Source organism: Parapedobacter pyrenivorans, from assembly GCF_014636865.1.
GTDB lineage: Bacteria > Bacteroidota > Bacteroidia > Sphingobacteriales > Sphingobacteriaceae > Parapedobacter > Parapedobacter pyrenivorans.
In genome coordinates this window covers 614,913-639,494 of the sequence record NZ_BMER01000002.1, presented here as the reverse complement: position 1 = coordinate 639,494, position 24,582 = coordinate 614,913, and the positions used below count along the sequence as shown (strand labels likewise).

At 48.5% G+C, this 24,582-nt stretch carries 12 protein-coding genes; 7 read left to right on the top strand and 5 right to left on the bottom strand.

Features of this window, described 5'->3' with window-relative positions:
• Positions 1 to 45 precede the first annotated feature (45 nt).
• The 5 genes from IEV98_RS14505 to IEV98_RS14485 all read left to right on the top strand — a co-directional run bounded on the left by IEV98_RS14505 (position 46) and on the right by IEV98_RS14485 (position 11,984).
• Positions 46 to 3,459, top strand: a complete 3,414-nt coding sequence (locus IEV98_RS14505; RefSeq protein ID WP_229738774.1) for a SusC/RagA family TonB-linked outer membrane protein — start codon at positions 46 to 48, stop codon at positions 3,457 to 3,459.
• A 93-nt stretch (positions 3,460 to 3,552) separates the two neighbouring features.
• Positions 3,553 to 5,379 carry a RagB/SusD family nutrient uptake outer membrane protein gene (locus IEV98_RS14500; RefSeq protein WP_188506700.1) on the top strand — a complete coding sequence of 609 codons (1,827 nt, stop codon included), beginning with the start codon at positions 3,553 to 3,555 and terminating at the stop codon, positions 5,377 to 5,379.
• A 272-nt stretch (positions 5,380 to 5,651) separates the two neighbouring features.
• Positions 5,652 to 8,447 carry a PVC-type heme-binding CxxCH protein gene (locus IEV98_RS14495; protein ID WP_188506699.1) on the top strand — a complete coding sequence of 932 codons (2,796 nt, stop codon included), beginning with the start codon at positions 5,652 to 5,654 and terminating at the stop codon, positions 8,445 to 8,447.
• A 4-nt stretch (positions 8,448 to 8,451) separates the two neighbouring features.
• Positions 8,452 to 9,654, top strand: coding sequence for an FG-GAP repeat domain-containing protein (locus IEV98_RS14490; protein WP_229738773.1), 1,203 nt, complete (start codon positions 8,452 to 8,454; stop codon positions 9,652 to 9,654).
• 8 nt (positions 9,655 to 9,662) lie between these two features.
• The gene (locus IEV98_RS14485) at positions 9,663 to 11,984 is read left to right on the top strand and encodes a PVC-type heme-binding CxxCH protein (RefSeq protein WP_443094355.1); all 2,322 of its coding nucleotides are present in this window, start codon (positions 9,663 to 9,665) and stop codon (positions 11,982 to 11,984) included.
• Here the strand turns inward: IEV98_RS14485 and IEV98_RS14480 are convergent.
• The 5 genes from IEV98_RS14480 to IEV98_RS14460 form a co-directional block, all read right to left on the bottom strand.
• Positions 11,965 to 12,411 (bottom strand): retropepsin-like aspartic protease, encoded by a 447-nt coding sequence (locus IEV98_RS14480; protein WP_188506696.1) that lies wholly within the window; start codon positions 12,409 to 12,411, stop codon positions 11,965 to 11,967. The genes IEV98_RS14485 and IEV98_RS14480 overlap by 20 nt on opposite strands.
• 3 nt (positions 12,412 to 12,414) lie before the next feature.
• Positions 12,415 to 13,353: a malate dehydrogenase gene (gene mdh, locus IEV98_RS14475; RefSeq protein ID WP_188506695.1), complete on the bottom strand. Its 939-nt coding sequence runs from the start codon at positions 13,351 to 13,353 to the stop codon at positions 12,415 to 12,417.
• A gap of 80 nt (positions 13,354 to 13,433) precedes the next feature.
• Positions 13,434 to 14,129 carry an SMUG2 DNA glycosylase family protein gene (locus tag IEV98_RS14470; RefSeq protein WP_188506694.1) on the bottom strand — a complete coding sequence of 232 codons (696 nt, stop codon included), beginning with the start codon at positions 14,127 to 14,129 and terminating at the stop codon, positions 13,434 to 13,436.
• 82 nt (positions 14,130 to 14,211) lie between these two features.
• On the bottom strand, positions 14,212 to 16,518 hold the full coding sequence (gene tamL / locus IEV98_RS14465; RefSeq protein WP_229738772.1) for a translocation and assembly module lipoprotein TamL: 2,307 nt from the start codon (positions 16,516 to 16,518) through the stop codon (positions 14,212 to 14,214).
• Positions 16,508 to 21,781: a translocation/assembly module TamB domain-containing protein gene (locus IEV98_RS14460; RefSeq protein ID WP_229738771.1), complete on the bottom strand. Its 5,274-nt coding sequence runs from the start codon at positions 21,779 to 21,781 to the stop codon at positions 16,508 to 16,510. Before IEV98_RS14460 ends, tamL begins: the two co-directional genes overlap by 11 nt.
• A gap of 169 nt (positions 21,782 to 21,950) precedes the next feature.
• On the opposite strand from IEV98_RS14460, the gene porD reads away from it, so the two are divergent.
• Together porD and recN are read left to right on the top strand one after the other, a co-directional pair.
• Positions 21,951 to 22,874, top strand: a complete 924-nt coding sequence (gene porD, locus IEV98_RS14455) for a type IX secretion system protein PorD (protein WP_229738770.1) — start codon at positions 21,951 to 21,953, stop codon at positions 22,872 to 22,874.
• A 12-nt stretch (positions 22,875 to 22,886) separates the two neighbouring features.
• Positions 22,887 to 24,557 carry a DNA repair protein RecN gene (gene recN / locus IEV98_RS14450; RefSeq protein ID WP_188506693.1) on the top strand — a complete coding sequence of 557 codons (1,671 nt, stop codon included), beginning with the start codon at positions 22,887 to 22,889 and terminating at the stop codon, positions 24,555 to 24,557.
• Positions 24,558 to 24,582: the final 25 nt, after the last annotated feature.

Genomic DNA, 24,582 nt, shown 5'->3' with positions numbered 1-24,582 from the left:
GATGTAGTCAATTGTTTCCAATTAACCATTGTAATCTAGATTCAAATGTATAAAAAATATTTGAAGTGGGGAAGGAATGCCTTTCCAAATACCATATTGAAATATATCGTCATGATGAAACTGACGCTCATATTCCTCACGGCTTTCTTTGTTCAGGTAAGTGCGTCCAGTCTAGCACAGGAAGTTACCTTACGTGTCGATAATATGCCGATTCAGCATGTATTTCATCGCCTTACATTAAAGACAGGCTATAACTTTATCGCCGAGGCTGGCGTGCTGAACGGACTCGATAACGTGAGCTTTGATGTGAAGAATACGTCCCTGAAATCGGTGCTTGAGCGATTTCTCGATCCACAAAAAATCGAGATTCTGTTTGGTAGCAGCGAAACGATTATTATCAAGCCACGATCCCATCGCCCGGTTGGGCAACGATCTGGCAGAGATCCATCGATAAAGGTCATGGAAGCGCAGCAAAGGGATATTAGGGGGACTGTTCGTGATTCGGCGGGAATTGCCTTAGTTGGGGTAACGGTGAAGGCTGTTGGAGTCCAAAATGTAGGGACATATACGGATGCGAATGGCCGTTATGTGCTCGCTATACCCCAAGAAACCACATCGATTGAGTTCAGTATGGTGGGATATACGACGGTTATTACCCCTATCAATGGAAAAGAAGTAATCGATGCCATGCTACTGGTTTCGGATTCCCAGATTGATGAAGTGGTGGTGGTCGGTTTCGGGCGGCAAAAGAAAATGTCGGTGACCGGTGCCATTTCCACGGTAAAACCATCCGAACTTCAACGCATTGCTACGCCCATGCTGTCCAATTCGTTGGGTGGGGTAATGCCTGGAATGATTACACGACAAGCCTCCGGAGAGCCCGGTTATGACAACGCGGCACTTTTTATCCGCGGCATTGCTACAATGGGGACGTCAAGTAGGGCACCATTGGTTTTAGTAGACGGTGTGGAGCGAGATATTAATGTGTTGAATACGGCCGAAATAGAGAGTTTTACGATCCTGAAAGATGCGTCTGCCACAGCCGTATATGGCGTTCGGGGTGCAAACGGTGTGATCTTGATCGAAACAAAACGCGGTCAACGAGGGCGTCCGAAAATTACATTGAGAACGGAGATGGCAAACTTGCGCGGTCTGCGGTTTCCGGATTATATCGCCGGTCATGAGTTTGCTTCTTTGATGAATGAAGCAAGTATGAACAGCAGTTTACCTGAAGAGTCGTGGCCTTGGTCAACAGCGGATATTGCTAAATTTCGGGATGGCACGGATCCTTACCTATATCCCAATGTAAATTGGACCGACGAAGTGCTCAAAAGAGATGCCTTCCAGACGATCAATAACCTCAGTGTATCAGGTGGCAATGACGTTGCGCGCTATTTTGTCAACGTAGGTTATACCAGTCAGTCCGGTTTGTTCAAAGAAGACCCGCAATACGAATACCGTACAAACTCCAAATCGGACCGTTACAACTTCCGCTCAAATGTGGATATTAATTTGTCAAAAGATTTTGTCGTCGATCTTGGCTTAGCGGGTATCATTCAGGACAGGACGTATCCAGGAACGCCTGCCCAGCCAATTTTCGATGCAATGAAACGCATCTCGCCTATAAATTATGCGGTAAAGAATCCCGATGGGACACCGGGAGGGGGTGTTTCCTATTTGATGGACAACCCCTGGGCGCTGGCAACACAAAGTGGATACGCCAAGCAATTCCGTAACACGCTCCAAGGTACGTTTGGCTCCCGGTGGGATATGTCATCTTATATAGAAGGGCTGACGCTATCCGCAAAATTTTCTTTTGATTATTATTACTTCAATGAGGTATTCCGGCGTAAGCCCTATGAGGTCAAACAGTATTTGGGAAAGGATGAGCAAGGGAACGACCAATACAACGTCGTTCGTCGCGAAGGTGCGATGGGGTATGAAATCGCTCAAAGTTCGGACAGGGCCTATTATTATGAGGGTTCGGTAAACTATCAGCGAACGTTCGGTAACCACAGCCTAACCGGCATGCTGCTTTTCAACCGACGGGATTTTAAGAATCTTACGGCAGGAACGTCGATCATCAATCTCCCCAACAGACGACAGGGATGGGCAGGGCGGATTACCTACGATTATTTGGAACGTTATCTGGCGGAATTCAACTTCGGGTACAACGGATCCGAAAATTTCCCCCAAGGCCAACGTTACGGCTTTTTCCCTTCGGGGTCACTTGGCTGGGTGGTCTCCAACGAAAATTTTTGGGGAACAAACACGATCAACCATTTGAAGTTTAGGGGGTCATATGGTTCAGTAGGGAATGACCTGATCGGTGGCGATCGATTCCTGTATTTATCCACGGTCAACACCGGCGCAAATGGCTACCACTTTGGACAAGGGATGGCTTGGATGAATGGCTATGCTGAGGCTAAAATGGGGGCAGCCAATATCACCTGGGAAAAGTCTTATAAAGCGAATATCGGACTTGATCTGGAACTTTTTCGCGGCACGGTCGTATTACAAGGTGATTACTTCCAGGAAAAACGACGGGATATTTTGTTGCAGCGGGGGACCGTACCCAATATTACCGGCATCACGTCTGCGAGTATTCCATGGGCTAATGTCGGACAGGTGGATAACCGCGGATTTGACTTCAATTTGGAAGTCAGGAAACACACGACTTCGGGATTCTACTACTCAATCAGAGCGAACACCACATTTGCACGGAATACGATCATTGACGATGACAAGGCGATTCAGCGATGGGATAACCTGAATACTATTGGCCATCCGGTAGATCAGCCTTTTGGATTGATTGCCTTGGGACTCTTCCAAAATGCCGAGGATGTGGCAAACAGTGTGCCCCAGAACCTGGGTAACGCTGTCCAACCGGGCGATATTAAATATATGGACGTAAACGGGGATGGGGTAGTTGATGTGGATGACTACACCGCCATTGGATACGCCCGCACGCCGGAAGTCATGTTCGGCATCGGTGGTACGATCGCCTATAAAGGGTTTGAGCTTTCGTTGCAGTTTACAGGCGCTACGCGAACGTCTACATTCTTGGATTCGGAAGGCATGTGGCCCTATAGCCTGGAGTATCCCAACTATAACGTGCTTCGGGAGTACTACGACAATCGTTGGATTCCGGGTGCAACGGACAACGGCGGGGCGAGGTACCCTGCGGTCATCAGGGGTCAAAACACCAACAACTACCGGCCCAATACGCTGTATCTGCGGAATGCAGAATACATCAAGCTGAAGAATGCGGAAGTCGCCTATAATTTTTCATCGCCGGGTCTGACGGCCCGTCGAATCAGCGGGCTCCGGCTTTTCGTGAACGGAAATAACTTGTTGTGTTTTGACCACCTGAAGATTGTTGACCCGGAGTCCAACTATGGGACTGGCGGATACCCGCAGCAACGCACGTTAAACTTCGGGGTTCAACTAACTTATTAAAAATGACATTGAAACCCGCTATATCAGTGTCTTGCAAAAAAGGACGGTAGAAATGCAGGTTGAAGAGGCATTTAAAGAATAAAAAATTTTCGAATGAAGACGATTATAAAGATTATGGCAATCGGTACACTCTGCCTACCGTTTGTATCTTGTGAAAAATATTTAGATAAGACACCTGATGAGGACATGACCTTGGATAAGGTTTTTACGAATCAGGAGTGGACCGATCAGTTTCTGGCCCATATCTACAGTTGGTGCCCGACGGAGGCAAATTTTGCCGACGACGGCGGAGCTTGGAGGAGTCCGTTTGTCGGCGGTTCTGATGAAATGGAAATCGCCTTTGGGGGTGCTTATTCCCATCAGATTAATTCGGGTGCTTGGAATACATCAGACATTAATAGATCGCCGATATGGAACGAGACATACATGGCCGTCCGCAAGGTGAATCATTTCCTAGAAAACCTAGATAAGGTGCCCAACGCCAGTCAGGAGCTAAAAACCAGATGGCGAGGAGAGGGGCATTTTATGCGGGCTTACCATCATTTTTTGTCGTTCAGGGCATATGGGCCGATTGTACTATTGGATAAGTCGCTTGAGATGACTGACGACCTGTTGTCATACACCCGACAACCCGTAGATGTCTGTGTAGATTTTATCGTCAATGAATGCGATATAGCCGTGCAACACCTGCCCACAGGCTATTTCAACAACACTAACCTCTTCGGTAGGGCGACAAGTGTCGCTGCAAAAGCGTTGAAATCAAGGGTGTTGTTGTATGCCGCGAGCCCGCTTTATAACGGCAATACGGACTATGCCGGATTTGTGGATGCAGACGGAAGGCCCCTAATCTCACAAACGTCCGATCTTGAGAAATGGAGACGCGCTGCAGAAGCTGCTCTTGATTGCATTACCGAAGCCGAAACCAGCGGCTATGGGTTGTATGATCAAAATCCAGACAAAGTAGAAAACTACCGTGAAATTTTTACGGCAAACTTCAATAAAGAACAACTTTTCGTTAAACCATTAAACCAGTACGATCATTATCTTTGGTGTGACGATCCGATAAGCTTAGGGGGCTATTCCATCATCAATCCTACTCAGGAAATGGTAGATGCGTACGAGATGGCAGATGGTACTGCACCGATATTGGGATACGACAGTGATGGTAAACCAATCATCAACTCTGCTTCGAAGTATCAAGAGGAAGGCTACGTTGCCACGGCCGATGAACAGGGACGTTGGCCATTTGGGGTACGAAATATGTTTGTAAACCGCGAGCCCCGTTTTTATGCAAGCATCAATTTTCCAGGACAGTATTGGAAAACCAACCAAGATGGAACACCACATGAACTGGCTTTTTGGTACGACGGTATCGATGGACGGCGTTTTGCTGGGTCTGACTATTGCAAAACCGGTTATCTGATGGGTAAACTCGTGAATGAACGTTCCACCCGGCTATACCCTTCTTTTTTTGTGAATCAATCGGTGTGGGTTTACTTTCGGCTAGCCGAGCAATACCTGAATTATGCGGAAGCAATCAATGAATACGAGCAATCGCCCGCCAAAGCCTATCCGTATGTCAATGCAATCCGGAAAAGGGCTGGACTGCCTGATCTTCCCGAAGGACTTTCCCACACGGAAATGCGCGACCGGATTAAGCACGAACGCAGGATTGAATTGGCTTTTGAAACGCATCGATTCTTTGACGTCAGAAGATGGAAAGACGCAGAAGCGTCACAAAATCAGCCCATCCACTCGTTGAATATCAATGAAGGGACGCATAAACAAGATGATGCTTTTTACAAACGCATTGTCGTTGAAAACCGGGTTTTTGAAAGTCCAAAGCATTACCTTTTTCCGCTGCATCGGGATGAAATTAATAAAAACCCTGAAAGGCTCATCCAAAACCCCGGTTGGTAGCTTGGGCGTTTAAGAGCGCTTCCGCATCGGAAGCGCTCCTACATAGGTCGCAATTCGTGTTATGGCGATTTTCTCACGGAATGTGAGCCTATATTTTTCAGAAAAAGATGTTTATGATAAAATACAGTCAGAGTCGGATTGGTTAGCATTGGATTCTTGATTTGGCTGTTTACTATATTTGTTGTGTACCAATTAAGTGTGGTTGAAGGATTTTTTTGTGACCTTGACAGGATACTAATACATAAATTTTCATTAAAAAGGTTAAATAGACAATGTGCTTACAGTTTTTACGTAAAGGGTACCTTGGCATTTGCGTTACAGCCATCGTGTTGATTGCGGGATGCGCGTCCGAGGAAAAATCCGAAGATTCACAGCAAATAGATCGAGAATATGTGCTGAACGCCAAGATGATTGGTTATACAGGTGTTGGCGGTGACATCGACGGACAGCGGAATCCCCTGCTCCGCGCCAGGAAAGGTGAGCGAGTAAAGATTTCACTCGTCAATGGTGAATTGATGGCACACGATGTCAAATTGGAGGAGCTTGGTGTGCAAAGTGAAACGATGCTGGAGGAGGGGGATACCACGAGTATTGTATTCGTCGCAGAGGCAGATGATAGTTATTTTTGTACCCTTCCGGGTCACGAAAAAGTGATGCGCGGGCAGTTTAAAATCGTGGAAAACTTTGAAGCGGTTGTAAGCGATAACTGGGGCGTCTCGCCGCGCAAAGACGGCCGGCCGCTGAATTTTGGTTTCGAACGTGGAAACCTCCAAGACTGGAAGGCCTCTGGCAATGCATTTGGCCAGCGGGCGGTTACGTTCGATCCGGCTCCGTGGTATCCGGATAGCGTGGTGCTGAAGCAATCGGGCGACTACTACGTAAGCAGCGGAGGAACCTTGAATTATCAGGCCACCGGCACACTCACGTCTACTGCATTTGGAGTGACGCATCCATGGGCATCGTTCAAAATTTCAGGTGGGGCCCTCGCCGGCGTACGCGTGGAATTGGTGGATGCTAGCACGGATTCCATCTTTTTTAAGATGTCGGGGCATATCAATGAAGACAACGTTAAGGACCCGGCACATGTTGCATTCCGGCCGGTCGTAGTTGATTTAACGCGTTATAAGGGAAAGGAAATCTATATTCGCTTGGTGGATGAAGAGACGGGCACCGTACCGGAAATTGCTTACATCGGCGATAATCATTGGGCGCATATCTCCTTCGACGATTTTCGCTTCCATGATGAAAGGCCAACATATGCCCATGAATTGCGGCCGGATGATGTCGTTATTCTTCCGCCACGTGATATCGTGCCTCATGCCGGTCTTTCGGGTGCTGAAGCGACAAAGGTAATGGATGCTCCCGAAGGATTTTCGGTAACCTTGGCTGCCGCTGAACCGGATATCGTCCGTCCGATAGCGTTTACACAAGACGATCGAGGTAGGCTTTGGGTGGTAGAAGCACACACGTATCCGGTGCGTGCCCCAGAAGGGCAGGGAAAGGACCGAATCCTGATTTTTGAAGATACGGATGGTAATGGTACTCTGGACAGCCGCAAGGTATTTATGGAAGGACTCAATATGGTCAGCGGTATCGAGATTGGATTCGGTGGGGTATGGTTGGGTGCAGCTCCTTACCTCATGTACATCCCAATCGATGCAGCTAAGGATGCACCGGCTGGCGAACCCCAGATCCTGTTGGATGGCTGGGGGTATGAGGACACACATGAAACGCTCAATACGTTCAAATGGGGCCCTGATGGGTGGTTGTATGGTAATCATGGTGTGTTTACCCACTCCAATGTAGGAAAACCTGGCGCTTCAGACGACGAACGTACGCCTATCAATGCGGGTGTATGGCGTTACCACCCCACACGACATGAATTTGAAGTGTTTGCACATGGCACGAGTAACCCTTGGGGTGTTGATTTCAATGATTATGGACATGCCTTTTCCACGGTATGCGTCATTCCCCACCTGTTCCACATGATTCAGGGGGGACGTTACCACCGACAGGGCGGCCAACATTTCAATCCCTATACGTACGACGATATTAAGACTATCGCTGACCACGTACATTGGCTAGGCGATCAGGGACCGCACGCGGGCAATTTCCGATCGGCCGCCGCGGGTGGTGGGCATGCTCATGCCGGCGCTATGTTTTACCTGGGCAACAAACACTGGGGTATCGACCGGAATGCGATTTTCATGAATAACATCAACGGTTTCCGCGTCAACATGGATATCACCAAGCGTTCTGGATCGGGGTATACCGCGAGCCATGGTAAGGACTTTATCAATACCAACGATTTTTGGTCGCAGTGGATTAATTTCAGGATTACACCCAGTGGATCGGTATTTGTACACGACTGGTATGATAAGAACCAATGCCATAGCCCGAATCCGGATGTGCACGACAAGACCTTGGGCCGGATCTTTAAGATTAGTCATAAGCTGGACAAGTGGGTGACCGTGGATTTGGCGAAAAAGACGGATATGGAATTGGTGGAATACCAACTCAATGAAAATGAGTTCTATGTGGTACATAGCCGGAGGTTATTGCAGGAGCGGGGTGGCAATAGTGAAGTGCATGCAGGCCTGTGGAAGATTTTTAATGACAATCCTGATGTTACGCGTAAACTACGCGCTTTGTGGGCGCTGCACGTAACCAAGGGAATCAGTGCGCAGCAAGCCTTGGAGCTCTTGGATCATAAAGATGAATATGTGCGTGGGTGGGCCATTCAGTTGATTGCCGAAGGCAAGAATGTAGCTGACGATGCGCGCGGCCGTTTTGAGTCACTAGCAAAGAAAGACACATCTGCGCTTGTGCGTCTTTATCTTGCGTCTGCGCTGCAACGGATGGCACCTGAACAGCGGTGGGATATAGTGAAAAACCTGAGTATGTGGGAAGAAGACGCTGCCGACCAGAATATTCCGTTGATGGTTTGGTATGCGCTGGAACCTTTGGTCGCGCTAGATGCCACCCGTGCGACGGAACTCGCCAAGAACGCTAAGTTGCCTGGCTTGGCAGATTTTGTCTCCAGGCGTATTGCCGACGGAAAAAAATAGATTTATGAAGATGAGTAGCTTTAAGTATTCCCATTTGATTATTGGCCTCTTGCCCATTTTACTCGTGGCCTGCGCTGGCGTCGGTGAGGCGCAAGAGAACGGCAGGAGTAAGGCAATAGCTTTCAAAAAACACACGCTCACCACCGAATTCATTTCGGAAGGCGTTGCTGCGGCCGATGTTAACAACGATGGAAACGTTGATATCATTTCGGGGGCGCATTGGTTTGAAGGACCAGACTGGAAAAACGTCCACGACATTTATCCCGAAGATCAGGTGTTTGATGGTACGACGGGCTATAGTAATTCGATGTTGAATTTTGCGATAGATGTCGATCAGGACGGTTGGGTAGATTATATCCGTGTTGATTTTCCAGGCAAGGAGGTGTGGTGGTACCAAAATCCCGGCACTGCAGGAGGGTATTGGAAGCAGCATATCATTGCGAAAAACGCCAGTAACGAATCACCTGCTTTCGTGGATGTAGATGGCGATGGGCGTGAGGATATCCTATGTGGCGATCCCATTACCAAAGAAATGGTTTGGTTCCGTTGCCCTTCAGGTAAGGGCGACACCACTTGGGTCCGTTATGTAATCAGTGAAAAAGGAATGCCGGGAACGGAAAATTTTTCCCACGGACTTGGTTTCGGTGATATCAACGGTGATGGACATAACGACGTCATCATTAAAGAAGGCTGGTGGGAAGCACCTGCTGATCCAACGCAACCGGGATGGACCTTCCACGGGGCGGAATTTGGGCTGCCCGCTGCGCAGATGTACGTCATGGACGTGAATGCCGATGGTTATGCGGACGTCATCAGCTCGTCAGCCCATCGGTACGGCATGTGGTGGTATGAACAGGGGCGCGACCCTGCAGGTAGGACGACCTGGAAACTCCGCGAAATCAATAGCGATTATTCACAGACCCATGCATTGTCGTTGGTCGATTTTGATAGCGACGGCGACATGGATTTGGTGAGCGGAATGCGTTATTTTGCTCATCAGGGGCATGATGCAGGCGAATCATTTCCGCCTACACTTTTCTGGCTGGAGTTTGTTCCCGGCGATAAGCCGACTTGGGTCATGCACATCATCGATGAGGATTCGGGGGTTGGATTGAACAATGTGGTGGTGGATATCAACGGTGATGGCGATTTGGATATCGTGATAGCAAACAAAAAGGGCGTGTTCTACTTCGAGCGAATACCGTAAATCGATCGATGCGAGCGGGCGGATTTGGGTTAATTGGTTGTTTTGTCTGTTTGTGCGTTGTCTGGAACGATTGTTACGGCAATAGCCGCAACCGGCAATTTCGGGTTGAGCAAGATTCCATAGCCATCATTCAAGCTCCATTGTCACCTGAAGCGTCAATGGAACTCATTGAACTGCCTGAAGGGTTTTCAGTGGAGCTATTTGCAAGCGAACCGGATATCGGCAAACCTATTGCCATGGAATGGGATGAACGGGGTAGGCTTTGGATTATCGAAACAGTAGATTACCCCAATACCGTAAGCGGCCAGCCGGCCGAAGGCGATGATCGGATTTTAATCTGCGAAGATACCGATGGCGATGGAAAGGCGGATAAATTCAAGGTCTTTGCAGCGGGATTGGATATCCCCACATCGTTTGCATTTGTACAAGGTGGCATCATCGTGGCTCAGGCTCCTCACTTCTTGCTCTTGAGGGATTTGGATGGGGATGATGTAGCCGATACGAGGGAGATTGTCATGACTGGATGGGGAATATTCGATACGCATGCCGGCCCATCCAATCTGCAGTATGGCTTGGATAACAAGCTTTGGGGAACAGTTGGTTATTCGGGATTTGACGGTCATATAGGAGGGGAACCGGTCACATTCAGGCAAGGAGCCTTTCGCTTCGGCCGCGATGTACGCGGTGGCGTGAAGGATTTCGAATACCTTGCGACTACCTCAAACAACACATGGGGGTTGGGGTTTTCAGAGGAATTTGATGTTTTTTTATCTTGCACCAACAATGAGCACAGCGTTTTTTTAGGTATTCCCAGACAGTATTATGTAAACACAGGCCTAGACGGCCCGGGGATAGAAAAGATCGATTCACATTATCAAATCCACCCGTTGGTCGGGGAACTCCACCAGTTGGACGTGCAAGGTGGTTTTACAGCCGCCACTGGCCATAGTTTCTACACGGCGCGGTCATTTCCTCGTGAATATTGGAATCGCACTGCGTTTATCTGCGAGCCTACCGGAAGATTGGTTCACAAACATGTAGTTGCGCCGAGCGGATCGGGTTTCGTGGAGTTGGGTGACGGTAAGAATATCCTGGCCAGCAGCGATAGCTGGTTTAGTCCCGTTGGCGCGAAGGTGGGGCCTGATGGTGCGCTTTGGGTACTGGATTGGTATAATTTTATGATTCAGCATACGCCCCAAGAGCAAAAGGAGGAAGTTATTCCAGGGCGCGATTTATTCCGGGGTAGGATTTACCGTGTGGTTTATAAGCAAAGTAAGCCTACGGCGACGCCGGAGGTTTCCGTTGATCGTCCGGCATCCCTGCTTGAGGCCTTGCAGAGCGATAATATGTTTTGGCGCATTACCGCGCAACGTCTCATCGTTCAGTCCAATCTCGTCGGTATGGCAGAGCAGCTATTTGGTCTGATTGAGGAAAATACTGTTGATGAAGTGCATACAAATGGCCCAGCTTTGCATGCGATTTGGACGTTATCGGGTTTGGGATTGTTGGATGGAAGCGACCAACGGTGCCTGGATGTCATATTGACGGCGCTGAAGCATCAGGCCCCTGGTGTGCGAAAAGCAGCAGTTCAGGTACTACCCGTCCATATTCCTTTCGTGGCAGACCGTCTACTGGTTTCTGGTATTTTGGAAGATCCGGATAACCGTGTGAGGCTGGCTGGATATTTGGCTCTGACAGCAGCAGAAAGCACGCCTGGTGTCGGAAGGGCAATTTTTTCCGCAACAAATGATGTGCGGAACACGGAAGATAAGTGGATTTCTCAAGCGCTGAAGATTTTGGCTCAGGTCCACAATCAGGTTTTTCAGGATGAGTATATAGCCCATTTCGATCCGTTGGCGTGGGGCGCTTCAGACAGTATGCTTATTCATCAACTGGCAGCCACACCGACCACCCATTCAGATGATTTTGAAAAGGAGGATTCGCTTCTGATAGATCAAGTTGTTTCCATAAGTGCACGATTGGGCGAGTTGCTATATGATAAACAGTCATTTACCGTAAAAGCGGGTTCCAACGTGAAGATCGAATTCAGCAACCCGAATTACACGCAGCATAATTTGGTCATCATAAAACCCGGTGCATTGGAGCCGGTCCGCAAAGCGGCAGCGAAATTAGCGCGGGGATCAAGGGGGGTTGAACTTCAGTACGTACCCAATACCGAGGACATCTTGTTTGCATCGTCCTTGGTCAATCCTAATGAACGGTGTGAACTGATCTTTACTGCGCCGTCTGTTGCCGGTCGGTATCCCTTTTTGTGTACATTTCCCGGGCATTCAGAAACCATGCACGGCATCATGAATGTAACCGACTAGGCCGTTTACGCAAGGTCAATGCCAATTTTTTATAATCGATGATCCCGCCAAAGCGCATAAGGATATCGCCACCGATGACGCCGATAACTGGTTCGATATCCAATTGTTCATAGGCGTAGTTGATGGTGGATAGATCCAAAACCGCAACTTCATGGTTTTTGAGGTGCAGGTCGCCTATTTGCAAATCAGGAACGTTGAGGATAAAGCTTTGCATGGAGGTGGTGCCCAACCCGGTCGAAACCATATCGGTATGTTGTAATATCATATTCTCGTGTAGGTGAGTCTCCACGGTAGCCTTGTCGAATACCGTTTTAGAAGCACCCGTGTCAAGTACCGCTTTGAACGGCTTATCAAAAACAATGACTTCCAACAAAAGGTGGAAGCCATCGTCCTGCAGATTCAATAACGTTAATGGGACGTTCACCATTGATCAGAGCGTCCCGATTTCTTTCAGTACATTATTCATGTTGCGTACGGCATCAGCACTTTTGGCAAAGGCAGCTTTTTCCGTTTCATCGAGTGGAAGTTCGAGGATACGCTCCCAGCCATTTTTTCCAAGGACCACAGGCACCCCAAGATTAATGTCGTGTTGGCCGTATTCGCCTTCCAAGTACACAGAGGCGGTGAAAAGCTTCTTTTGGTCGCGTACGATGCTTTCAACGACGGCAGCACTGGATGCGCCGGGAGCATACCACGCCGAAGTACCGATAAGCTTGGTGAGTGTTGCACCGCCCACCATAGTGTCGGAAACGATTTGTTGTTGTTCTTCCTCCGATAAAAATTGGGTAACCGGTATGCTATTCCATGTTGCATGATTGATCAGTGGGATCATGGTCGTATCGCCGTGACCACCGATAACGATAGCGTTGAGGTCAGCAGGAGACGCCCCGAGTCGAAGGCTAAGCTGGTACCTGAAACGCGAAGAGTCCAACGTGCCGCCCATGCCGATGATGCGATGTTTGGGTAGTCCGGTGGCTTTGAGCGCTAAATAAGTCATCGTATCCATCGGATTGGATACCACGACGAGAATAATGTCCGGCGAATATTTCAATAGGTTCTCTGCGACATCGCGCACGATATTGGCATTGGTGCCAATGAGTTCTTCGCGAGTCATACCAGGTTTACGCGGGATGCCCGAAGTGATAACGGCCACTGCGGAGCCAGCCGTTTGGCTATAGTCGTTGGTTACACCTGTAATCTTGGTGTCGAATCCCAACAACGCAGCAGTTTGTGACATGTCTTGCGTTTTGCCTTCCGCCAATCCTTCCTTGATATCTAATAATACAACTTCTTCGGCAAGTTCCCTGCGGACAATGTTGTCTGCGGTGGTGGCGCCCACCGCTCCGGCACCTACAACGGTAATCTTCATAAGGTTATTGTTATTTTGGTTTTTACTATTATCATCGAATGGTAGCGAATATAGGGATTATTTTGTAATTACAATCATCGTCAGTTTGCCAGAACATCCAGGTACTTGAGGAGGTAGTCCTGCTTTTCTCGCGATTTATATTGCTGGATGAAGCGTGGATGCTCCAATACCACCAATTCGCCAAATAATCGTTCCTCGGCATTGATTTTGGCTAGATAAGCTGCATTCTTTTTGCCTAAGACAAACACTTTGGTGTTGTCGAGCGGTAGGCTGAGGTGATTTCGTAAGGTAGAAACCATAAACGGCTTCAACGAATCGAATAGTCGCTTATCGTCATAGTAATTTGCATTTACCCACTTATTGTTCTCGTTTCGACGAACGATGGCCAATGGAAACGGGGAGTTGATATAGCAATCGTTGTAGAAACTGTGGACGCCCCCGTATTGTGCAATGAGGTCATAGACGAATACCGAAGAGGGTTCATGCGAATAGGCTGTCTTCATCTCGATTCCGCAGACGTCTTTCAGTCGTTTGGTGTCTGTAAATGGTACGCCGGTGACGCCCGCGCCATGCCGGCTGGGGTTGATTCCGATGATAAATTTTCTCGTTCTATTATCGCCATAGAACTTATGGTAAAACCGTTCCATGGTAGGGAGTGTTTCCGGATTATCCACAAACGGATTGATGACCGCAAAACCCTCAGGCAGTAGTCCGGTATATTCAAGCTGCTTATTGAAAGCAACGACTTGTCTTCCAAAGGAATGATTGTTACTCATTTTCTTGTTTATCGGCAGTCATGTTGCCGGATTCGAACAATATAATCAGCATTGGTTGGATTTACAAATGGCAATCGAAATATCAAAACGGATAACCGATAGCGAGGTTAAAGACCAGGTTATTCCGCCGCCAATCCCGGTCGCGGAAATTGATCTCATCCATCACCCAGCGCTCGCCTTTGGGACGGTAGGGGATACGCAACGGCATTGCGAGGTCTGTGCGAATAAGTAAAAACGTAAGGTCGAAACGAAGACCCAGACCGGCACCTACGGCCATTTCGTTGACAAAATTACGACTGAACGCCGCACCGGGCTTTTCCGAATCCGTGTGCTGTAGCCAGATATTTCCCGCATCGACAAATGCTGCCCAGTGGATGATGCTAGCCAATTTCGCCCGATACTCGGTATTGAGTTCAATTTTAATGTCGCCGGTCTGATCCGCAAAGAAGTTGTCTTCTCCATAAAATTCGGGTGTATAGGATCCCGGACCTATCGCCCTTGCCCGAAAAGCGCGCAACCCGTTGGGTCCGCCTGCGAAGAATTGTTTGACGTACGGCAACATCCTGGAATTGCCATAGGAATAACCAAAACCTGCCATCGCACGCGACGCCAGTTTGGCGTTTGGTCCCAATCGTAAATAGTGCCTTATATCGGCCTCGATTTTTACGTATTGCGAAAAGTTAGCATTAAAAATCTGGTATTGCCGCCCCTTATTGACATTGGCGCCGCGTATGATGCCGTATAGATTGGCAGAAAGATCCACGCCGCCCCTAAAATATATCCCGTGTTTGGGGTCGGCTTTCATAGAGTTTGTATATGTAAAGTTGTAAATAGGTCCGAAGGTAAACTGTGGCTCGATGGCATGGCGTAGCGGAGGGACGGTATCCAACATGGCCTGATAAGATTCGGTGATGTTTCGGGGTTGTACGTATCCCACTTCAATGACCTTCAGATCGTGTTCTTTTTCGATATTTTCTTTCCATAGGTATCCAAAAGAAAACCGCATGGAATTGAGGCTGTAGGCTGTCCGCCTATTAAGATACTCGTACCCAGCGCGGAAAACAGTATGCGGTACGAAGCGACGTGTAGGCTGCCAGTTAAATGGGGCAATCATTCGGGGAAACGAAAGACTGGCTTCGATGCCATAGCGGTAGAAGCTCGAATTGAGGTTGACATTGCCACCTGTTTGGGTTTCGAAACCACCGAACACAGTAAAGGTAAGTAATTCGGCACTCCTGAACGCATTGCGGTGCTGCCAATTGACGTTTACTTCTGAACCATTGTATACCGATGCTGTCTTGCCGAGGAGCTCTACCCGAAGCCCTCTTTTGGGCATCGGTGTGAGGTAGTAATACACATCCAATTTGTCCGGTTCATCTTCGACATCTACAAACTCATTGCGAACGAAACGGAAGGCGCCCATTCCGACAAGTTGGCTGATGGTGCTGTTGTGATTGCGGCGCGTATAAAGGTCTCCAGGCTCGAAAAACATCGGTGTAGCCAACGAGAATTTGCGGAACGTTTGCTCGGGATCAATGAAATAGTATTTATCCTTGTATAAGGTTGCATTCCGAAGATTCGCCCGTCGATACCCACTTTCCGTGAGTGTATAATTCGGATAAATATAGATGTTATTGATGTAATAGGGCCGCTTAGCCTTGGCTGGTGTTTCTTCTTTGACCATTACATAGAGCGCAACTTGGTGGTCTCCTCCCATGCTGTCCACTTCAATGATCAGGTGGTCGGGATTGAAGTAATAGTACCCCTTGTTTTTCAATTCATTATCTATCCGTTCGCGTTCGGCAATGATATTATCCAGGCTATAAGGCCTTCCTACTTGCAGTAATGATCCCGGTTCGGTCGATTTAATGGCTTTCCCCAATTCACTGCTGTCAACGTCAAAGGATAGGGATTTGATCCGATAGATAATATGTGGACTGGCAGTATAGGTAACGGTTGCCTTTCTATTGTCTATCGTCGTATCAGATGTTACCTGTGCTTGGAAGAACCCGAGGTTTTCCAGGCGATTACGGAGCAGGTTTTCATTATATTCCCGGTTCACATCGCTCAGTAATACGGGTGGCTGGCCGACTTTGTTTTTTAGCCAATTGCGAAATCCGCGATCGCTTTTTGGTTCGCCAGCAATGTTATACAGGTATAGTTGCGGGCGCATTCCCAAAACCGTCGTGTTCGGTTTTGGGCGAAGTAGTTCTTCAAGGCTTTCGCTCAATGGTTCGATATAGCGTTCAGGGATGGTGTCGGTGTCGATTTCTACATTACCCTTTACATACAGCTGTTCGCCCTCGGGTAGGTATTTGAGATTGCTACAGCTGGCTAAGCATGCCATGACGGCAATGGCACCGATTATGCGTTCGAGTTTATTCTCCATCCATCCCCCTTTCTTCGACTAACGGGTTTTCATCCTGTTCGTTCGTGCGCATGGCGGTATTTTTAAGCGGTGTATCGGACTCCTTGGGCGGCGTGTTCTCGCGTTGTCGCCGTCGCTGCTCCATGCGCTCCCTGAATTCCGGGTCATGGCGTTGCAGGCTATCGATGATCACCTTACGCACACTGTCGCGGTATGCCGTATCTGTCTCCATACGGTCTACATCCCATCGCCGTTGGAATTGGCGGCTTTCGGTATTGAATTCGTTGGCCTGCCGATTCCGGCGCTGGAAGATTTCCTTGAACTCGTCGTAGTCGATATTGACGATGAAGCCAATTCCCGTTTCCACGAATTGACCTTGGAGGGTTATCTGATATTGATTTTTGCGATAAGCCCTAACGAGGTAGCGGCCATCTTCGGTAAGTTGGTAATCTACGGCAATATCCCCAGCGATGTTGGTGGTTTGTTCGCCCGGCCTGGCATTACCTTCCAATTCGAAATTAGAACCCACGGTCACTTTCATACGGTCGTCGAAAAGCATTTTGGATACGCCGACGTTCAGGTCGGTACGGTTCTGCCCGGATCCCATGCTATAATCCTCTTGCGATTGCAGATCAAAATCAAATTCGATGCCTTGAATCAGGTTACCTGCTAGACGGTTGAGCTGCCCGCTCAGGAAAGAACTTACGGTACTGCGGGCTATGGCTTCCGCGCCGCCGCCGCCGGATAGGCTTTCGAAAGGATTGGCGGCCATGAATCGACCCAAGACAATCAGTGAGAAGACCTGTTTGTTCATTTCCGACTCATTTTCCCGCAACTGGGTGAGTCCGGTGTTGACTTTTCCGGCCACATCCTGCGACACCATGGCATTGTCTTCATCCAAATCGATATCAAAGGCAAGTTGAGGTTGGAAAAGCTGTTCCGTAATATGGAGATTGACATTGAAAGGCACACGTTGCTTATATAGATTGGGTTGTTCGGCACCGATCTGGTTTTGCACCAATTCCAGCGTGGGGGCCTGTATGCTGTAAAAGGCGGTAATGTTCATGCGGGCATCCAGCGGATCGCCGGCCCAGGTAATTGTGCTTCCTTGCCTGAATTGGAATAGGCGTTTTACGGGGCCGAATGAGAAGGAATAATTGCCAGATTCCACGGTATACGTACCGTTTAAGGTAATGTCTCCGGCGGGATTGATGCCGGCATTCAATTCGGCCTCTCCCTGCACGGTCAGTGCATCTTGGCTTCCCGGATCGATAACAATGGTGAAAATGGCATTCTTATCCGTAACGATGTTGACGGATAAGTTCAATCCGCTCAATTCCGTATGTGTGAGCGAGTCTACTTTCGCGAATACATTGGCGCGGGTGGTATCGCTGCGATCTACGAAGCGGACGATACCCTGCCGGTCCACCATCCCCGGGTCGTCATTTGGAAGGACGAACGTGACATTGGTGTTGTCATTGACCTGGAGCGTGCCCGTTACTGCCGGATTATGCATATCACCCTGTATACGTAAGTTGCTGGATACAAAAAGTTGCCCATAATACATGTCGTTGTCTTGCTGGGATGAATTCAATACTTGGAATTCATCGGCTGTGAGCGTGAGTCCGAATGCATAGTCCGTATACGTTTTGGTATTAACGGTACCATTCAATACGGCCGTATTTCCTTTGCTGTCTTTGAGTTGAAATCGGTTGAAGCGCAAGCCGTTATCGTTGAAATTAATACTTTGCCCGTCGATGTTGAACGTGGCATTGAGCATAGCTACATTGAGGCTGGCCTGATTGAATTTGAGGCCGCCATTGATTCGTGGTTGATCCGGTGTTCCCGTGATCCGGAGTTTTCCGTTGATATCGCCGGACGTATTCCGGAGATATCCCAAGCTGAATGCCTCTAGGGTATGCATGGATAGGGGGGCTACGTCCAGCGTGAAATCCAATTGGGCGGTTTCTCCCGGCGGACTGATAAAATCACCCATGAGCTTTACATTGTTGCCATTGCCGGTAATGCTGATATCGGCGGCGAAGATATTCTCACGCTCGTTGTTGACCTTTAGGTTAATATCGCCCACGGTATCCTTGCCGAAATAAAATCGATCGATGGTAATGTCCGAAACAAATGCCGGCGAGGTGTCAAGCCGTGACACGGTAGCCGTACCGTTGATGCCGCCGCCCATGTCGAGTAACTCGCTTTCGAGCATTTTACTAAAAGTTTCAATCCGGAAGTTTTTGAAAACCAAGTCGATTGGTGCATTTAGTGTGGAGTCTTGCGATCGAATGGACATTTCCTGCCCTTCGTTGCTTAGAACGAATTGGTGCGTGCGAAGTCCATCCTTACCAAAGGAGATCGCATTTTCGGGATGAACTTCCCATTGCTCATAATTAAGCATCAGGCCATCTTCAAGCAAACTGAATAGGAAATTGCCGGCATTTACCTGTAGGCCCATACCGAGGTGATAGCGCTGTTTATCGGCTCCATCTTTAATCCATAGGCCAAAATCGAGCTGATTGTGTTGCACGGTACCACTGAGGAGTGTATTGGTCAATTCTATATTACCTACGCCAATACGATTGATCAGAGCGGAATAATACATCGTACTATCAAACGTATTGAGATCGATACCTACATTGTCTACGGTGGTTCCGGCATATACCATCCGGGGGGCGGTGGCTTTCACGAGCAGGGTCTTGTCTTCACTATTGAACGAGCCATCGAGCGTGATATCTTTCATTTCGGTGAGATCGGGTACCAATCCCTGGATAAATCGCGATCGGGAGAACTGCGCACTGAAATCAAACCGCTGCGGCGAGTACTCGAAAACCGGCGGTATGGAGTCCGGCTGGTAATAAGTGGCGACGATATCCTGCACGGATGCGCCCAGTTCGCTGAGTTTGAAGTTGCCCACCATATGCGCATTCAGAAATTCCGATTGCAATTGGAGCATGTTTGAACTATCCTGCGCCACTGCCCGAAGTCTAACCGTATCTAATGAGTAACGTTCATCGTTATAGGCGATGGATGAATTGACGATATCGACTGTCCCATTCAAATGATCGATATCTGCGGTTTCCAAGTCGGCAACGAGTCGACCATGGTAACGGAATTCTTCTGCAAGTAGCCCCAGATTTTTTAAATTCACGCTGTCTACCATGAGATTAAGCTTCAGCTTCGGGTATTGGCCCCGCATATCGGCGTGTGCATCGAGGTCAAAGTCGATGTTGGGGTCGGCACTTGTTGCCGATGCGGTAATATCACCGCTTTTGGCGTCAATATTGATTCCGATATCAGTATATGCGTAGCCCATAGCCTCCAAACTGATCAATTTTCCCTCGATATCCGTAATGGCGGTAGCGGGGTCTAGCCCGCTTCCCTTGGCGTGTGCGGCAAATGAAATCTTGCCCAATACGGAATCCATTTTTAATAGTTGTCCTACATCGATATTGCTGATGCTCAGTTGAGCGTCGTAGACTGTATCGCGGCCATTGGTTCGATAGTCTGCCGCTACGCTGGCGTCACCCATAGTCGTTTGGAGCTTCATGTCGGTCTGGAAGCCATTCAGCCCCCCGTCAAAGGTGCCGGCGAGCCGGATGTCGGCAGGGAAATTAATGCTATCGGGCAATAGGCTCGCCGCAATCAGACGGTCTAAATCTGCTTTTCCGGTCACTAATTCCTGTAAGTTGAGATCGATGTCCAATTGATCGACATCCGGCAGTCCTTTGATATGCGCATCAGCTATCACATGTGTTTTATCGAGCGTGCGTAGCTCGAGGCTAGGAATCTGCAGGTCGTCCAGGCGGCCATTAATTTCCGTATTAATAAAGAAGGTGTGTGCCCAGAGCGGTTCCATCACCTCCATGGTGTCTAAATCGGGCACAAAATACAATACATCGGCCATCCCCAGGTGGCTTTCCTTGATATCGGCCGATAGCCGGATACTGCCGAGCTGTTCGGTAATCGTCTCCAATGAAGGATACGCCACTTTGATATAATCACGGATTAATGTATGCGGTGTTTCGGCATATAAATCACTTAATTCGGCACCCTGGTTGGTGTAGGTAAAATTTGCCTGTAAGCGATTTAATGCAAAGCCACTGTGGTCATTAGCCTTTAACCCCGCTACACGGCCACTGATCGTATCTGCAGAATAAGACAGATCCGTTACCTCGCCCTCAAGATCGGTAACGCCGATGTTGCCATAGTCAAAACCTTTGGCCATGCGTGGTTGGTTGGCGTCTTCAAATGCAAAAGCGGTGTTGGCTATGCGAACGGTGGCTGCGCGTACCCGCCAATTTACCGGTTCGCCAGCAGTAGCAGCGGAAGTATCCACCGGGATGTCGGGCGCATCTTCGATCTGTCCAAAGAACACGCGGGAGTCGGATCCATCCAGGTCGATTTCGCGGATATCTACCAGCTCCTTGTTCAGGTCGAGCATATTGAGTCGCGCGAGTAATTTGTCTATTTTAAACCGGGTATCCATCGCACTGGCTTCATCCGTATAGGCAAAGTCGATATTAGCGAGGTTTAATGTCTTGAATTCCAGGTCAGGTAACAACGTGGCTTCTGTGGTATCCACCAGGCCGAAATCTTCGGCGTCGGGGGTTTCCCCGTCTTGGGCTACGGCCCATTGCCGCACGGAGCCCTGTAGTCCATCGATGTTTATCTGCGGTATGCCAAAGCGCATATTGCTTTCGAGATCAAATGTTTCGATTCGCGTATCGAGGTGGTTGAGGTTGATTTCCGAAGCCATGCCGATAACCTCATCGTGATAGCGGAAGCGGATCCGATCCAGGTTTACCTTGTCGATATCGAATTTCATCGGAGCACTGCTATCCGGTGAGGCTGGTTCCTGTTGTTCGCTAACGAAGGCCTTGATAATATAATCGAAATTAAATGCGCTGTCGGGGAGTGTTCGGTTTATTTTGGCTGTGATGCCCTGTAAATCTATTTGACTGATTTCGACGGTGTTTTTCAGTAATTTCAACATGCTGATGTCTACCCGTATTTTTTCACCGGCAAGGAGCGTATCCCGTGATTGATCTTCAAAATATACGCCTTCGAGCACCAGCATTTTGGGTAAGTCCAAGCTTACATGGGCAATACGTACCGGGGTCTTGATTTTATTTTCAAGATAAGAAGTAACCTGCCGCACTACGTAATTTTGAATGGTGGGGATACGGATAAGGATGAACGCAAGTAAAACCAAACCAATAATGCTCCCGATAATCCAAAGGAGTGTCTTAACTGCTATTCTACCGAATCTATTCAATGTCTATATGTGATTTTAGCTATCCGTTGTATGATAAACATGTGCGCCTTTCAAAAGGTTTAGCGAAGATGCCGAAAACTTTTTAGATTGCGAAAAAAGCAAAAATCAAACCACAATGATTGTATGTTTTTTTCATGCGTTTTCCATATGTTTATCCATATCTTTGGGCATGATTCATTCATTGGTAATACCGGTTGGCCGATTATTCCTTAGCCTGTTTGTCCTGTTTTCGACTCATCTCGCCATGGGTCAGGATCTGAATGCACGCGTACAGGTTCTTTCGCCGCAAGTGCAAAACACTAATAAGCGGGCCTTGGAAGTGTTGGAAAAAGCAATTTCCGATTTTCTCAACAACCGTACCTGGAGCGCTAATGAGATGCAGCCTCAAGAGCGTATTGACTGCAGCTTTGTCATCACGATCAACTCGTGGGATGGTTCTTCTAGTTTTACGGCGCAGGCACAGATTATTTCTACACGGCCTGTTTTCAATACATCCTATAATAGCCCGGTGTTGAGCATTTCGGACAATAATTTTAATTTCAGCTATACGGAGGGGCAGCTGATGGATTACTCCGATCAGCAGTACATGAATAACTTGACGTCGTTGCTAGCTTACTACGCCTATGTTATCGTGGGGTTGGACGCGGATACCTTCGAGCAGAATGGAGGTACGCCGTTTTACACCGCCGCGCAGAACATTGTGAATAATGCGCAGAACACGGGATTTAGTGGCTGGCGATCAATGGAAGGGATGAACAACCGGTTTTGGCTGGCGAATAACCTGCTTGACCGCAGGTACCAACCGCTGCGCGACTTCTTGTACAGCTTTTACCTCAAGGGGCTGGATATGATGTCGGACCATGCACAGCAATCCCGTAAAGCGATTTTGGACCTGCTTCCGCTATTACAGAAAGTCGATCGACTGGCTCAGGGAGCGGTATTTAATCAAGTGTTTTTCACCGCGAAATCGGATGAGCTGATTGGTCTATTCGGGGGATTGGGGCCGCAGGAACGGGTACAGGCTTACAACATCTTGGCCGAAGTAGACCCCGCAAATGCAAATAAATATGAAAGCTTACGTAATAGCCGATAGAAACGTGTAACTATGCTTAATCGCCTATCCATCCACAACTACGCCCTGATTGATTCGCTCGATATCCATTTTGATAAAGGACTGAATATACTGACCGGGGAAACCGGAGCCGGCAAATCCATCATTATGGGCGGGCTTTCGCTCATACTTGGCCAGCGAGTGGAAAGCCGCTACTTTTTTAACCAACATAAAAAGTGCATCATAGAAGGATATTTTGATATATCCAATTATCAATTGAAGACATTTTTTGCTGAGCAGGACCTGGATTATGAGCGGGAAACCATCATTCGCAGGGAGGTGAGCGTAGATGGCAAATCGCGCGCTTTTGTCAATGATACGCCGGTAACGCTCCAGGTGCTGAAGGTTTTAGCCGAAAGATTGATCGATATCCACTCCCAGCATGCAACACTCCAGCTCAATACGGAAGCTTTTCAACTACTCACACTGGATAGCGTAGCCCAAAACCAACCGTTGCGCGAGCGGTATGCAGCGGCCTATCAATCGCATAAGGCCACCTCGGCACGACTCAGCGCATTGAAAACAGCGGCCAGCCGGGCGCAGGCAGAAGCAGATTATCATCAGTTTCTGTATGACGAGCTAGCTGCTGCTAATCTCGATGCCGATGAACAGGAGCAAATGGAGGCTGAGCAGCAACGGCTCGAGCATGCGGAAGAAATCAAGCGCAACCTGCTTGGCGTGATATTCGCTTTGCAGGACAACGAAGTGAGCGCCATCACCTTACTCAAAGAAGCCCTGCAACAGCTCCAGCAAGCAGAACGTTACATGCCGTCAATAGCAGCCTTGGTACAGCGGTTACAAAGCAGCTTTATTGAGGTGAAGGATCTGAATAACGAAGTGGGCCGTGTTGAACAGGGGATTGGCTTGGATGAAGAGCGCTTGGTGGCGGTCAACGAGCGATTGAGCCAGCTCTACGCCCTGCAACAGAAGCATCGTGTGGATAATGTAGCTGCGCTGATTGCGTTCCGTGAGGAACTGCGGGAGAAATTGGAAGACCTGTCTGCTGATGAAGCCACGATCAATCAGTTGGAAGCCGACGTGAAGCAGTTGAAAGCCGAACTGTTGGAATTGGCGGAAGCCCTCACGGAGAGCCGGAAGGCTGTCATTCCTGCCATACAAGAAGAAATCGACCAAGTACTACGTGAAATGGAGATGCCGCATAGCCGATTGGACATCGCACTACGTCAGGTCGACCCAAACGAGCTAAGGCATACAGGGCGCGATACCGTGGATTTCCGGTTTACTGCAAACAAGGGGCAGGAGCCGCAGCCGGTTGGCAAGGTTGCGTCGGGGGGGGAATTGTCGCGATTGATGTTGGCCATCAAGTCATTGATTGCCAAGACATCGGCATTGCCTACGATCATCTTCGACGAAATCGATACGGGTATATCGGGTGAGGTAGCCTTAAAAGTGGCCGATATTATGGATCGTTTGGCAGATCATATGCAGGTTATGGCCATTACGCACCTGCCGCAGATTGCTGCCAAGGGGAAAGCCCATTTCAAGGTTTACAAAGAAGAGTCGGCAGAAAAAACGGCTACTAACATTATTCAGCTGACACCAAAAGAGCGTGTGCTGGAACTTGCGCAGATGCTCAGTGGGGTGAATCCCGGAGCGGCGGCTATGCAACACGCGGCGGAGCTACTGGGAAGGCAAGCAAGGTAATTAAAATTAAAAAAAAGCATTACTT